Annotated in this window: 2 protein-coding genes; both read left to right on the forward strand. The window is 72.3% G+C overall.

Features of this window, described 5'->3' with window-relative positions:
- Positions 1-108 precede the first annotated feature (108 nt).
- On the forward strand, positions 109-11,355 hold the full coding sequence (locus CP975_RS31980) for a non-ribosomal peptide synthetase (protein ID WP_167532765.1): 11,247 nt from the start codon (positions 109-111) through the stop codon (positions 11,353-11,355).
- Entirely contained in the window at positions 11,352-16,001 is a 4,650-nt protein-coding gene (locus CP975_RS31985) for a non-ribosomal peptide synthetase (protein ID WP_150477626.1), read from the forward strand. The genes CP975_RS31980 and CP975_RS31985 overlap by 4 nt, the downstream gene beginning before the upstream one ends.
- Positions 16,002-16,052: the final 51 nt, after the last annotated feature.

The raw sequence follows: 16,052 nt of genomic DNA on the forward strand, positions 1-16,052 counted from the left end.
TGTCCAAGTGCGCATCGTGCGCGGTTGGACGGCTCGGGAGTGAAATAGCCGACGCGGTTCGCGCGGCGAGGGGGAATGATGAACGGCACAGCTGGTCGCACTCTGCCCTTGTTCGATTCCCAGGAAGGAATCTGGCTGGCGCAGCGCGTGGAAGGCTCACGTCGCATGTACGGCGTCGGCCAGTACGTGCGGATAGCGGGGCCGGTCGACGCGCAGGTGTTTGACCGGGCCTTGCGGCACGTCGTCGGTGAAACCGAAATCCTCCAGGTGCGATTCGTGGAGGACGGCGACAAGGTGTCGCAGGTTCTCGCCCCCGAGCATCTCCGCTTTCCCCTTCTCGAATCCGTCGATCTCAGCGCGGAGGACGATCCTGAAACCGCCGCCGATGAATGGATGCGAGCGGAACTGAACCAGGAGACGGACCCCGACTACGCTCGCCCCTTCTCCTACGCCCTCTTCCGCCTGGCCCCCGACCGGTACATCTGGTTCCAGCGCTACGACCACCTGCTGATGGACGTCTTCGGGTGTTCCCTGGTGGCGCGCCGCCTCGCTGACGTCTATACGGCGATGCTGAGCGGACGGTCTCCGCGACCGGCCGGACATGCCTCGCTCGGCGATCTGCTGGAACAGGAGGCCGCGTACCGCGCGTCGGAGCGGTACGCGGAGGACCGGCAGTACTGGCTCGACCGTTTCGCCGACCGGCCGGACCTCGTCAACGTTCCCGGACACGGCTCGGCCGCACGGTCCGAGGGCGAGCGCGAGGCCCTGCGGGAGACAGGGCACCTGGCGCCCTCCGCCGTGGCGGCTCTGTGCGCGGCGGCCGACCGCGCCGAGGTGAGCTGGCCCAGGCTCGTCGTCGCGGCGTTCGCCGCCTTCACGGGCCGTATGACGGGGTCGGACGAAGCCGTCCTGAGCCTTCCGGTGTCCGGCCGCGGCCTCCCGGCCCCCGACCGTGCGAGCGACGACGCGCGACGAACCCCGTGCACGATGGCGAACCTGCTCCCCCTCCGGCTGCCCGTGGCCCCGGGCGCGACCCTCCTGGACCTGGCGCGAGACGCGGGGCGCGAGATCGGCGGCCTCCTCACCCACCAGGGTTTCCGAGGAGAACGGCTGCGCCGCGAACTCAACTGGCCGGCGGGGGACCGGTGGCACTTCGGGCCCTCCGTCAACGTCATGCCGACGGCCGGCGAGAGCCTGTGGTTCGGCGCGCACCAGGGCGTCGTCCGCGATCTGTCGAACAGGCGCGTCGAGGACTTCGGCGTGCTGGTGAGCGGCTGGTCCGAGGGCGAGGGCATGCGGGTCACCTTCGAGGCCAACCCCGCCCTGTACGACCGCGACTGGCTCCGGGCGGCACACCGGTCGTTCCTGACGTTCCTGGAGAGCGCGGTCGGGGATCCGTCGCTGCCGGTAGGCCGCGTCGAGGCGATGGACGGTGCCGGGCGTGACGCGGTGGTGCGGGCGTGGAACGCGACCGGGCGTCCGGTCGCCGCGGACTCGGTGCCCGCTCTGCTGGCCCGTCAGCTCGGCTGGTCGATGGACGCGGTGGCGATCGTCGACGGCGATCACACGTTGACCCACGGCGAGTTGGATGCCGCCGCGGGCCGACTCGCCTCGTATCTGGCGGGTGTCGGGGTGCGGCGCGGGGACCGGGTCGCGGTGGTGATGGAGCGATCCGCGGAGCTGATCGTCGCGCTGCTCGCGGTGTGGCGGGCGGGCGCGGCGTTCGTGCCGGTGGACGTGGAGTATCCGGCGGAGCGGGTGGCGTTCCTGCTGGCCGACTCGGAACCGGCGGCGGTGGTGTGCACGGAGGCGTTCCGGGGGGCGATACCCGTGGGCGCCGGGGTGGAGCCGGTGGTCCTCGACGAGCCCCGGGTGCGGGCTGCCGTCGCCGCGTGCCGGATCGACGGCCCCGCCGTCCCGGTGGGTGGACAGGACCTGGCGTACGTGATGTACACCTCGGGATCGACGGGGGTGCCGAAAGGCGTGGCGGTGCCGCACGCGGGTGTGGCGGCGCTGGTGGCCCCCGACGCGGGCTGGCCGGTGGGCGCGGACGACGCGGTGCTGATGCACGCGCCCCACGCCTTCGACGTGTCGCTCTTCGAGGTGTGGGTGCCGCTGGTCGCGGGCGGCCGGGTCGTGATCGCCGGGCCGGGTGTGGTGGACGCGGGGCGGATCCGGGCGGCGGTCGCGGAGGGTGTGTCGGCGCTGCACGTCACGGCGGGGATGTTCCGGGTGCTCGCCGAGGAGTCACCGGAGTGTTTCGCGGGCCTCGACGAGGTGCTGACGGGTGGCGACGTGGTGCCGGCCGGGGCGGTGGCGCGGGTGCGGGAGGCGTGCCCGGAGGTGGTGGTACGGCACCTGTACGGCCCGACCGAGATCACGTTGTGCGCGACGTGGCACGAGCTGCCCGCTGGCGCGGCGGGCGGTCAGGTGCTGCCGATCGGCCGCCCGCTCGGCAACCGTCAGGTGTATGTCCTCGACGCGGCGCTCCGGCCCGTCCCCGCCGGTGTGGTGGGCGAGCTGTATGTGGCGGGGGAGGGCCTGGCGCGGGGGTATCAGCGGCGCCCGGGGCTGACGGCGGAGCGGTTCGTGGCGTGCCCCTTCGGCGACGGCGGGCGGATGTACCGCACCGGCGACCTGGTGCGGTGGACGCCCGAGGGCGAGTTGACGTTCACGGGGCGCGCGGACGAGCAGGTGAAGGTCCGGGGTTTCCGTGTGGAGCCCGGCGAGGTCGAGCTGGTCCTCGCCGGGCACGCGTCGGTGGCCCAGGCGGTCGTGGTGGCCCGGCAGGACAGCGGCCCCGGCGGCGACAAGCGGCTGATCGGCTACGTCGTACCCGACGGCGGACATGACGCGGACCCCCGGCTGCTGCGGGAGCACGTGGCCAGGGCGCTCCCCGAGTACATGGTCCCGGCCGCCGTGCTGCTCCTCGACGAGCTGCCCCTCACCGTGAACGGCAAGCTCGACCGGGCCGCCCTGCCGTCTCCCGGCTTCCTGGGCGCGGGCGGCGGCCGTGGCCCCGCGACCCCCGTGGAGGACGTGCTGTGCGGGCTGTTCGGCGAGGTCCTCGGCCTGGGGCGGGTCGACGCCGACGTGTCGTTCTTCGAGCTGGGCGGGGACTCGCTGCTGGGAATGCGGCTGGTGGCACGGCTGCGTGCGGTCCTCGACGTGGAGCTGGGCATCGGCGCACTGTTCGGCGCGCCGAGCGTGGCAGAGCTTGCCCGGCTGGTGGATGAGGAAGGGAATGGGCTCGCGGGGGAGGGGCGGGTCGCGTTGTGTCGGCGGTCGCGGCCGGATGTGGTGCCGTTGTCGTTCGCGCAGCAGCGGATGTGGTTCCTGAACCGTATGGCGGACTCGGTGCCGGGCGCGTCCGCCGCCTACAACTTGCCGCTGACCCTGCGCATTTCAGGCGCACTGGATGTGGCTGCCCTGGAAGCGGCACTCGGTGACGTGGCGGACCGGCACGAGAGCCTGCGCACCGTCTACCCCGACACCGCCGCCATCCCCTACCAGCGGGTGCTCACGAGCGCGCGCCCCTCCTTGACCATCACGCCGATCGGTGAGGAGCGGCTGACGGAGGTGCTCGCCCAGCAGCTGAGTGAGGGCTTCGATCTGCGGGTGGATGTGCCGTGGCGGGTGTGGTTGTTGGTGGTGGGTCCGGGTGAGTTCGTGTTGTCGGTGGTGGCACATCACGTGGCTGTCGATGGCTGGTCGATGGGGGTGTTGGCGCGGGATTTGGAGGTGGCGTATGCGGCTCGGTGTGAGGGGGGTGTGCCTGGGTGGGGGCCGTTGCCGGTGCAGTACGTGGATTACGCGTTGTGGCAGCGGGAGGTTCTGGGTGGGCTGGATGATCCGGCGAGTGTGATCAGTGGTCAGTTGGCTTTTTGGCGGGATGTGTTGGAGGGCGTGCCGCAGGAGTTGGTGTTGCCGGTGGATCGTGTGCGGCCTGTGGTGCCGTCGTTTGAGGGGCGTTTGGTGCCGGTGGCGGCGGGTGCAAGGACGCATGCGCGGTTGGTGGAGGTGGCGGGGCGGGGCCGGGCGACGATGTTCATGGTGGTGCATGCGGCGGTGGGTGTGCTGCTGGCGCGGTTGGGGGCGGGGGAGGACGTTCCGTTGGGGACGCCGGTGGCGGGGCGTGGTGATGCGGCGTTGGAGGAGCTGGCGGGGTTCTTCGTGAACACGCTGGTGCTGCGTACGGATCTGAGCGGTGATCCGACCTTCGCCGAGCTGGTGGAGCGGGTGCGGGCCACCGACCTGGCGGCCTATGCCCACCAGGACGTCCCCTTCGAACGCCTCGTGGAAGAACTGAACCCCTCTCGTTCCGTCTCCCGCAATCCACTGTTCCAGGTGATGCTGGCCCTGCCGAACCTCCCAGACCCCGAGTGGAAGCTGCGGGGCACCCGGGTGTGTCCGCTGCCGATGGTCGCGCCGGCCGCGCGGTTCGACCTCGCGGTGACGCTCGCCGAGCGGCGCGACGAGCGGGGCGCACCGGCCGGCCTGGACGGTGACGTACTGCTGGCCGCTGACCTGTTCGACGAGGACACGGCCTGGAAGCTGGCCGACCGCCTGGTGCGCGTCCTGGAGCAGGTGGCCGCCGACCCGGACATCCGGCTCAGTGAGGTGGACGTCCTCACGGCGGACGAGCGAGCACAGGTGGTGGAGCGCTGGAACGATACGGCGGTCGCGGCCCCGGACGCACTGGTGCCGGAACGGTTCCAGCTGCGGGCGGGCCTCTCGCCGGACGTGATGGCGGTGCGGTGTGGCCAGGACGTGGTGTCGTACCGGGAGTTGGAGGCGCGGGCGAACCAACTGGCCCGCTACTTGACGGGGCGAGGCGTGGGCCGTGAGGCCAGGGTGGGTCTGTGTCTGCCGCGCGGTGTCGACATGGTCGTCGCCGAGCTGGCGGTGTGGAAGGCGGGCGGCGCGTTCGTGCCGCTGGACCCGGAGTATCCGGCGGACCGGCTCGCGTTCATGGTGGCCGACAGCGGTGCACGGGTGGTCCTGGGCACGGCCGCCACCCTGGCCGACGTACCGGTGGCGGCGAAGGTCGTACTCCTCGACGAGGCGCGGACCGTGGCGGAGCTGGCGGCGGAACCCGCCGCCCCCCTGGCCACGACCGTCCTGCCCGGCCAACTCGCCTACGTCATCTACACATCAGGCTCGACGGGCCGCCCCAAGGGAGTGGCCGTGGCGCACGACGGAGTGGCGAACCTCGCGGCGGCCATGCGGCCGGTGCTCGGCGTGTCCGAGGGCGTGGCCGTGCTCCAGTTCGCGTCGTTCAGCTTCGACGCGGCGGTGCTGGACGTGGCGGTGACGCTGGCCGCGGGCGGCACGCTCGCCATCGCGTCGAGCCGGGAACGTGCCGAGCCCGCGGCCCTGGCCCGGATGATCGACGCCGCCGGGGTGAGTACGGCAAGTGTGGTGCCGTCCCTGTTGAGCGTGCTGGATCCGGCGGACGTGCCCGGCGTACGGAACTGGGTTCTCGGCGCGGAGCTGCTGACCGCGGGCCTGGCGAGCCGGTGGACACCACAGGCGCGGGTCTGGAACACGTACGGACCCACCGAGGCGACCGTGATGGCCACGGTCGGGCCGGTGGACGCCGGAATCGGGGCGGGCGACGAGCCGCCGCCGATCGGACGACCGCTGGCCAACATGCGGACGTACGTACTCGACGCCTCCCTGCACCCCGTGCCGCCGGGCGTGGTGGGTGAGGTGTACATCGCGGGGCCCGGCGTGGCGCGCGGCTATGTGGGGCGGCCCGGGCTGACGGCGGAGCGGTTCGTGGCCTGCCCCTTCGCCGCGGCGGACGGGATCGGCGCGGACGGGCCCGGTGCGGGTGGGCGCATGTACCGGACCGGGGACCTGGCCCGCTGGACGGCCGACGGGCAGCTGCTGTTCGCCGGACGCGCGGACGACCAGGTGAAGGTCCGTGGTTTCCGGGTGGAGCTGGGCGAGGTCGAGGCGGCGCTGGCCGCGCAGCCCGGGGTCCGGCAGGCCGTGGCCGTGGTGCGCGAGGACCGGCCGGGCGATCGCCGCCTGGTCGCCTATCTCGTACCGGAGGAGCGGCACGACATCGACCCCCGCCAGATCCGGGACCAAGTGGCCTCGCGACTGCCGGAGTTCATGGTCCCGGCTGCCCTGCTCGTCGTCGACGTGCTGCCGCTCACGGTGAACGGAAAGCTGGACCGGGCCGCGTTGCCGGCACCGGACTTCACTCCCCGGGCCTCGGGCCGGGAACCGCGTACGCAGACCGAGGAGATCCTGTGCGGCCTGTTCGGAGAGGTGCTCGGCCTCGAATGGGTCGGGGCGGAGGACGGGTTCTTCGAGCTGGGCGGGGATTCGCTGCTGGCGATGCGGCTGATCTCCCGGGTGCGGGCGGTGCTGGAGATCGAGGTGGGGATCGGCGAACTGTTCGGGGCGCCGACCGTGGCGGGTCTGGCCCGCCTCGTGGACGCGGGCGGGAGTGCGCCCGCGGGGGAGGGGCGGGTCGCGTTGTGTCGGCGGTCGCGGCCGGATGTGGTGCCGTTGTCGTTCGCGCAGCAGCGGATGTGGTTCCTGAACCGCATGGAGGAGTCCGTCCCGGGCGCGTCCGCCGCGTACAACTTGCCGCTGACCCTGCGCATTTCAGGCGCACTGGATGTGGCTGCCCTGGAGGCGGCGCTCGGTGACGTGGCGGACCGGCACGAGAGCCTGCGCACCGTCTTCCCCGACCTCGACGGTGTCCCGCACCAGCGGATTCTGCGGGGGAGGGAGGGGCATCCGCCTTTCACCATCGTGCAGTCCGACGAGCATCTGGTGGCCGAGGCCCTCGCGGAGGAGTTGGGCGGCGGCTTCGATCTGCGGGTGGATGTGCCGTGGCGGGTGTGGTTGTTGGTGGTGGGTCCGGGTGAGTTCGTGTTGTCGGTGGTGGCACATCATGTGGCCGTTGACGGCTGGTCGATGGGGGTGTTGGCGCGGGATTTGGAGGTGGCGTATGCGGCTCGGTGTGAGGGGGGTGTGCCTGGGTGGGGGCCGTTGCCGGTGCAGTACGTGGATTACGCGTTGTGGCAGCGGGAGGTTCTGGGTGGGCTGGATGATCCGGCGAGTGTGATCAGTGGTCAGTTGGCTTTTTGGCGGGATGTGTTGGAGGGCGTGCCGCAGGAGTTGGTGTTGCCGGTGGATCGTGTGCGGCCTGTGGTGCCGTCGTTTGAGGGGCGTTTGGTGCCGGTGGCGGCGGGTGCAAGGACGCATGCGCGGTTGGTGGAGGTGGCGGGGCGGGGCCGGGCGACGATGTTCATGGTGGTGCATGCGGCGGTGGGTGTGCTGCTGGCGCGGTTGGGGGCGGGGGAGGACGTTCCGTTGGGGACGCCGGTGGCGGGGCGTGGTGATGCGGCGTTGGAGGAGCTGGCGGGGTTCTTCGTGAACACGCTGGTGCTGCGTACGGATCTGAGCGGTGATCCGACCTTCGCCGAGCTGCTGGAGCGGGTGCGGGCCACCGACCTGGCGGCCTATGCCCACCAGGACGTCCCCTTCGAACGCCTCGTCGAGGAACTCAACCCGTCCAGGTCCCTCTCCCGCACCCCCCTGTTCCAAGTGATGCTGGCGCTCCAGAACGTGCCCGAGGCCACCTGGGACCTGCCCGGCGCGCGAGTGAGCCCGGCACCGCCGCCGCCCCGCCTCGCGGCCCGGTTCGACCTGGCGGTGTCCATGGTCGAACGGCGCGACACGTCCGGCGCCCCGGCCGGCCTCGACGGCGAAATCCTCTACGCCACCGACTTGTTCGACGAGGACACGGCCCGGAAGCTGGCCGACCGCCTGGTGCGCGTCCTGGAGCAGGTGGCCGCTGATCCGGATATCCGGCTCAGTGAGGTGGACGTCCTCACGGCGGACGAGCGAGCACAGGTGGTGGAGCGCTGGAACGACACGGCCGTCCCGGTGCCCCCCGCGACGGTCGTCGACCTCTTCGAGGAACGGGCGGCACGGTCCCCGCACGCGGTGGCGGTCGAATCCGGCGAGCACGGAGAGAACGCCCTGACCTACCGGGAGTTGGCGGCCGAAGCGGCGCGGCTCGCGCGGTACCTGACCGGCGCGGGCGTCGGGCCGGAGTGCCGGGTGGCGGTCGTGGCCGAGCGGTCGGTGGAGCTGGTGGTGGCGCTCGTCGCGGTCGCGATGGCCGGCGGGGTGTTCGTACCCGTGGACCCGGAGTACCCGGCGGACCGGGTAACGCACCTGCTGGAGGACTCCGATCCGGCGGTGGTGCTGTGCACGAAGGCGACACGGGGTGCGATCCCGGCGGAAGCTGCAATCCCCGCGGAATCCGCGGTCCCGACGGAAACTGCGGTCCCGGCGGAGACCGCGCGCCACTCGAACACGGCGGAGCGCACAGGCTCCGCGCCCCGGATCGTGGTCCTGGACGACCCGACGGTCGTCCAGGATGTGGCGTCGTACCCGGCCACCCCGTTGCGGCCCACCGAGCGCCAGGCGTCCCTGGCCGGGGACAATGCCGCGTACGTGATCTACACCTCGGGCTCGACGGGCACGCCGAAGGGTGTCGCCGTCTCCCACCACGGCCTGCGTAACGTCGTCGAGGACAACCTTCGGCGGTACGCGCTCGACGAGGACAGCCGCGTCCTGCAACTCGTCTCACCCAGCTTCGACGTCTCCATGGCCGACATCTGGCCGACGCTGTGCGCCGGCGCGCGGCTCGTCCTCGCGCCCTCGAAGCTGGACGCGTCCGGCGACGAACTGACCCGCCTGATGCGGGCGCGGCGCGTCACCCACCTGGCGACGACCCCCACGTACCTGCTGCACATGGAGGCGGAGGACGTACCGGAGCTGCGGCTGCTGATCATCGGCGGTGAGCCGATGCCGCCCGAGGCACGCCGCCGCTGGCAGCGGGGCCGCGCCATGTACAACCAGTACGGCGTCACCGAGGCGACGATCATCTCCACGGTGAGCGCGGTCCAGCGCGAGCGCGACGGCACGGCGCCGATCGGCGGCCCCATCGCCAACACCCGGGTGTACGCGCTGGACACGTCCCTGCGGCCGGTGCCCGTGGGCGTGCCGGGCGAGCTGTACGTCGCCGGCGCCGGCCTCGCACGCGGCTACCTGGGCCGGTCCGGCCTCTCGGCGGAACGGTTCGTCGCTAGCCCGTTCGGGGCGGGGGAGCGGATGTACCGCACCGGCGACGTGGTGCGGTGGACCAGCGAGGGCGAACTGGTCTTCGCGGGGCGTGCCGACGACCAGATGAAGGTCCGCGGCCACCGGATCGAGCCCGGCGAGATCGAGTCCGCCCTGTCCGGCTGCCCGGGGGTTCGCGAGGCCGTGGTGACGATCCGCGAGGACCGCCCGGGCGAGCGCCGACTGATCGGTTATGTGGCCGCTGACCCGCGGGCGGTGGACGGGCGGACCGTACGCGCGCACGCCGCGAACCTGCTGCCGGACCACATGGTGCCGACGGCGGTCCTGGTCCTGGACACCCTGCCGCTGACCGCCAACGGCAAACTGGACCGGGCCGCGCTCCCCGCGCCCGACTTCGCCGAGCGCGTCCTCGGCCGGGAGCCGCGCACGGAGACCGAGCGTGTCCTGTGCGATCTGTTCGCCGAGATGCTGGGGCTCGAACGGGTCGGCGCCGACGACGGCTTCTTCGAGCTGGGCGGCGACTCGATCAGCTCCCTGCAACTGGTGTCCCGGGCGCGCCGGGCGGGACTCGTCATGACGCCCCGGCACGTGTTCGAGGAGAAGACGCCCGAGCGCCTCGCCGCCGTCGTCGAGGCGGTGGGCGCGGCGGAACGCGCCGTCACCGACATCGGCGTCGGAGAGGTCCCCTGGACACCGGTGATGCGGGCGTTCGGCGGGCGCGCGGCCGGCGCCCGCTTCGCCCAGTGGATGACCGTCGGCGCACCCGCCGGGCTCGGCCTCGACGTGCTGGCGGCCGGTCTCGGAGCCGTGCTGGACGCGCACGACATGCTGCGGGCGCGGACCGTTCCCGGTGAGCCGAAGCTGATCGTCGGCGAGCGGGGATCGGTGGACGCCGGAAGCCTCGTCGCGCGTGTGGACGCGATGGGCGTGGGAGAACCCGTACCCGAGGCGGACACACCGCAGGCGGGCGTACCCGAGGCGGACGCACCCGTGGGCGCCGACATGCTGATGGAGGACCCCGGCACGCTGGACGAGGTGGCGGGACGGGCGGCCCACGAGGCGGCACGCCGCCTCGACCCGGCGCACGGTGTCATGGCGCAGGCCGTGTGGGTGGACGCCGGGCCCGGACGAACGGGCCGCCTCGTGCTGGTCGTCCACCACTTGGTGGTGGACGGAGTGTCCTGGCGGGTGCTGCTCCCGGACCTCAGGGCGGCGTGCGAGGCGGCGGCCGCCGGGCGCGAACCGGCGCTCGACCCGGTCGGTACGTCGTTCCGGCGCTGGGCGCACCTGCTGACCGCGCAGGCCCGCGACGACCGGCGGATCGCCGAGCTGGCCGACTGGACCGCGTTGCTCGGAGACCCTCAACCGCCGCTGGGCAAACGTGCGTTGGATCCGGGGCAGGACACCGCGATGACCCTGCGCCGACGCTCGTGGACCCTGCCTTCGGAGCAGGCGGCCACCCTGGTGGGCCGCACTCCGGGAGCCTTCCACTGCGGCGTGCGCGAGGTGCTCCTCGCGACCTTGGCTGGAGCGGTCGCGCACTGGCGGCCCGGGACCGCCGACGGGCTCCTGGTGGACGTCGAGGGTCACGGCCGCGAGCCGCTGGAGGGCGCGGACCTGTCCCGTACCGTCGGCTGGTTCACCAGCGTGCACCCGGTCCGCCTGGCGGTGACCGGCGCCGACCTGGACGACGCTATGGCCGGCGGGCCCTCGGCGGGTACGTTGGTGAAGGCCGTGAAGGAGCAGGTCCGGGCGGTGCCCGGCGACGGCCTCGGCTACGAACTGCTCCGCAGGCTCAACCCCGACACGGGCCCGGTCCTCGCGGCCGCGCCGACCGCGCAGATCGGCTTCAACTACCTCGGCCGGTTCGCCGCCGGGGCGGCGGGCACCGTCGACGACTGGCAGCAGGCCGGGGCCGCGGCGATCGGCGGCTCCACCGAACCGGACCTGCCGGCGATGCACGTGGCCGAGGGCCTCGCGGTAGTCACGGACACCCCGGAAGGGCCCGAACTGACCGTGACGCTCAGCTGGCCGCGACGGCTCCTGGACGAGACCGACGTGGAGCGCCTCGGCCGGGCCTGGGTAGCGATGCTCGACGGTCTCGCCGCGCACACCGACGAGCCGACGGCGGGCGGTCACACCCCTTCCGACTTCCACCTCCTCGACCTCGAACAGGACGAGGTCGACCAGTTCGAAGCGATAGCAGCCGACCTTGAGGAGGGCCTGTCCCGGTGAAGTCATCAGCCGCCGCGCAGCGTTCGGCGAGTTCGTCCCACGGCTCCGCCCTGGCGGGAGTGTGGCCGCTGTCCCCGCTCCAGGAGGGCCTGCTGTTCCACGCCGACTTCGACGACCGGGGCCCCGACGTCTACGCCGTGCAGTTCACCCTGGACATCGAAGGCCCCCTGGACGCCCGCAGGTTTCGGACCTCATGGGAAGCGCTCCTCGACCGGCACGCGGCGCTCCGCGCGAGCTTCCACCGCAGGAAGTCGGGCGAGGCGGTCCAACTCATCACCCGGCATGTGTCGTTGCCCTGGCGCGAGGCCGACCTGTCCACGCGCCCCGCGGCCGACCCCCCGGCCCGGGCCGAGGCGCTGGCCGCACGGGAACGGGCGGAACGACTGGACCTGGCGGTCCCGCCACTGCTCCGGCTGCTGCTGATCCGGCTCGGCGAGAACCGGCACAGGCTCATCGTGACCTCGCACCACCTCCTGATGGACGGCTGGTCGATGCCCGTCCTGCTGGGTGAGCTGTCCCAGGTCTACGCGGCGGGCGGAGACGCGTCCGCGCTCAAGAGGGCGTCCTCGTACGGGGATTACCTGGTCTGGCTCGGCCAACAGGACAAGGAGTCGGCACGGTCGGCGTGGCGAGCGGAGCTGGCCGGGTCCGACGAGCCGACCCTCGTCGCCCCGGCCGACGCGGGCGGCGCGCCGGTACTGCCCGACGAGCACCTGGTGCGCCTCCCGGAGGCCACCACCCGGGCCCTGGCGGAGACGGCCCGCGCCCAGGGCCTGACCGTGAACACGATCGTGCAGGGCGCGTGGGCCCTGGTCCTGGCGCGACTCACCGGGCGTACGGACGTGGTGTTCGGCGCGACCGTGGCGGGCCGCCCCGCGGAACTGCCGGGCGTCGAGTCGATGGTGGGCCTGCTCATCAACACCTTGCCGGTACGCGTGCCGCTCGACGGCGGTCAGCCGGTCGCCGAGATGCTGGCGTGGCTCCAGGAACGCCAGGCGGCGCTCATGGCGCATCAGCACCTCGGCCTCTCCGAGATCCAGAAGCTGGCCGGCCCCGGCGCGGTCTTCGACACGCTCGTGGTCTATGAGAACTACCCCACCCCACCCGCCGAGCCGACCGCCCCCGACACCCCGGCCTTCACCGTCTCGCCGGGCGAACAGGCGACCAACTACCCACTGACCCTCGGCGTCCTGATGGCCGACCGCCTCCACGTCCGCTTCACCTACCGCCCCGACCTGTTCGACCAGCGAGCCGTCCGCGAACTGGGCGAGCGCCTGGTGCGGGTGCTTGAACAGCTGGTGGCGGATCCGGCGGTGTTGGTGGGGCGGGTGGATGTCGCGGGTGTGGTGGAGCGCGGTTTGGTGGTGGAGGCCTGGAATGCGACGCGGGCGCGGGTGCCGGGTGTGTCGGTGCCGGAACTGTTTGCCCGTCAGGTGGAGCGCGCTCCGGGTGCGCTAGCGGTGGTCGATGGCGGATGCGCTCTGTCGTATGAGGAGTTGAGCAACGCGGCGGGTCGCCTGGCCGGGTATTTGGTTGGTCTGGGGGTGGGTCGGGGTGATCGGGTCGCGGTGGTGATGGAGCGGTCGGTCGATCTCCTGGTGGCGCTGCTGGGGGTGTGGCAGGCGGGAGCCGCCTACGTTCCGGTCGACCCGGAGTACCCGCCCGAGCGGGTGGCGCTGCTGCTCGCGGATTCGGATCCGGCGGCGGTGGTGTGCACCGGAGCGACGCGCGAAGTCCTGCCGGAGGGCATGGCGGCCCGGCCGGTGGTCCTGGATGACGCCGAGGTGGCGGCGGCGGTCGCCCGCTGCCGACCCATGGCGACAGGGAGTCGCGTGGGTGCGGAGGACTTGGCGTATGTGATGTATACGTCCGGGTCGACGGGGGTGCCGAAGGGTGTGGCGGTGCCGCACGGAAGCGTGGCGGGGCTGGTCGGCGACCGGGGCTGGTCGGTCGACGCGGGTGACGCGGTGTTGATGCACGCGCCGCATGCTTTCGACATCTCGTTGTTCGAGGTGTGGGTGCCGTTGGTGGCGGGTGGCCGGGTGGTGGTGGCCGGGCGGGGTGCGGTGGATGCGGGGCGGGTGCGGGAGGCGGTGGCCGGGGGCGTGACGCGGTTGCATGTGACGGCTGGTTTGTTCCGTGTGCTCGCGGAGGAGTCTGCGGAGTGTTTCGCGGGGTTGCGTGAGGTGCTGACCGGTGGGGATGTGGTGCCTGCGGGGTCGGTGGCGCGGGTGCGTGAGGTGTGTCCCGGGGTCCAGGTTAGGCACTTGTACGGCCCGACCGAGGTCACGTTGTGTGCGACGTGGCATGTGCTGCCGGTGGGTGTGAGGGGTGGCTCGGTGCTGCCGATCGGCCGGCCGCTGGCGAACCGGCAGGTGTACGTCCTTGACGCGTTCTTGCAGCCGGTCCCGCCAGGAGTGGTGGGCGAGGTGTACGTGGCGGGCACTGGCCTCGCGCAGGGGTACCTCCACCGGCGGGAGTTGACGGCGGAACGCTTCGTGGCGTGTCCGTTCGGTGAGGGTGGGCGGCGGATGTACCGGACGGGGGATCTGGTCCGGTGGTCGTCCGGGGGTGAGTTGTTGTTCGTGGGGCGTGCGGACGAGCAGGTGAAGGTCCGTGGGTTCCGGGTGGAGCTGGGTGAGGTCGAGGCGGTTCTGGCCGGCCACGAGGCGGTGGCGCAGGCCGTGGTGGTGGCCTGTCAGGACGGGCCTGGTGACAAGCGGTTGACCGGATACGTGACTGCGGACGGGCCGGGTATCGACGCGCGGGTTCTGCGTACGTACGTGTCTGATCGGCTGCCCGCGTATATGGTTCCTGCGGCGATTGTGGTCCTGGATGCTCTGCCGCTGACGGTCAACGGCAAGGTGGACCGGGCCGCCCTGCCCGCACCGGACTTCGCAGCCCGGGTGACCGGGCGTGGGCCGCGCACCGAGACCGAGCGCACACTGAGCCGACTGTTCGCCGAGGTTCTGGGGCTCGACCGCGTAGGTGTCGAGGACGGCTTCTTCGAACTGGGCGGCGACTCCATCAGCTCCATGCAGCTGGTGTCACGTGCTCGCCGCTCCGGACTTGTGGTGACATCCCGGCAGGTGTTCGAGGAGAAGACACCGGAGCGGCTCGCGCAGGTCGTGTCCGTGGCCGGACAGACGGCCGAGACGGCCGACAGCGGTATGGGGGAGGTGCCCTGGACGCCGGTCATGCGGGCGCTGGGCGAGCGGGCGGCGCAGCCCGACTTCGCGCAGTGGGTGATCCTCGGTGCCCCGGCCGGACTGGGCCTCGACGTACTGGCGGCCGGTCTCGGAGCCGTGCTGGACGCGCACGACATGTTGCGGGCCCGCACGGTCCCCGGCGAACCGAAGCTGATCGTCGGCGAGCGGGGATCGGTCGATGCCGGGAGCCTGGTCGCACGGGTCGCTGCGGCAGACCTCGGTGCGGGCGGCGTGGAGGCCGTCGCGCACGAGGCCGTGGAGCGCCTCGATCCCGCTTCCGGGGTGATGACCCAGGCTGTATGGGTGGACAGCGGCCCCGGCCGGACCGGGCAACTAGTGCTAGCAGCCCATCACTTGGTGGTTGACGGGGTGTCCTGGCGGATCCTGGTGCCGGACCTGCGAGCCGCGTGCGAGGCGGCGGTTGCCGGGCGGGTGCCACACCTGGATCCGGTGGGGACCTCGTTCCGCCGCTGGGCGGAGCAGTTGACGGCGGAGGCGACCGGCGAGCGGCGGGCCGCCGAGCTGGACGGCTGGCTGGCCCTGCTGGGCGAGCACCAACTACCCCTGACAGGTGGAGAGTTAGATGCCGCGCTGGATACCGTACGGACCCTGCGTCGCCGATCGTGGGCCGTACCCGCGTCCCAAGCGGAGACCCTACTGGCGCACACACCGACCGCGTTCCACTGTGGGGTGGAAGAGGTGCTGCTGGCCGCGCTGACAGCAGCGGTCGCGTACTGGCGAGGCGACGGCGACACCGATGTACTGATCGACATCGAGGGGCATGGTCGCAAGTCGCTGGACGATGGCGTGGACCTGTCGCGTACGGTCGGCTGGTTCACCAGCGCGCACCCGGTGCGGCTGGGCACCGCAGGAGTGGACCTGGCCCAGGTCAGGGTAGGCGGTCCCGCCGCCGGTGCACTTCTGAAGGCGGTCAAGGAGCAGGCGCGCGCGGTGCCCGGCGACGGCCTCGGCCACGCCCTCCTGCGTCATCTCAACCCCGAGACCGCCCCCGTCCTGGCAGCCGCCCCGACCCCGCAGATCAACTTCACCTACATGGGACGGTTCGCCGCCGACACGGCGGAAGGCCGGGGCGGCGGCGCCTGGCAGATGGCCGCGGGGAACGCGATCGGAGGCTCGGTCGACCCGGAGACCCCGCTGCGGCACCTGCTGGACGTCGGCGCGATGGTCCGGGACGCCCCGGGCGGCCCCGAGCTGACCCTCACCGTCAACTGGCCGGCCCGACTGGTCGAGGACGTGGACGCCGAACGGCTCGGGCGGGCCTGGGCGGACATGCTCGGCGGCCTCGCGGCCCACACCGTGGCCCCGGCATCGGGGGGACACACCCCCTCCGACTTCCCTCTCCTCGACCTCGCCCAGGACGAGGTCGACGAATTCGAGGGATTCGAGGGATTGGACGAATCCGACCGCCTCGGCTGACCCGACTTCCGTGACCGACCCGGCATCCCGCCGCTGTGAGGAGACAGAACG

Origin of the sequence: Streptomyces alboniger, assembly GCF_008704395.1 — a bacterium.
In the GTDB taxonomy this organism is placed as follows: Bacteria; Actinomycetota; Actinomycetes; order Streptomycetales; family Streptomycetaceae; genus Streptomyces; species Streptomyces alboniger.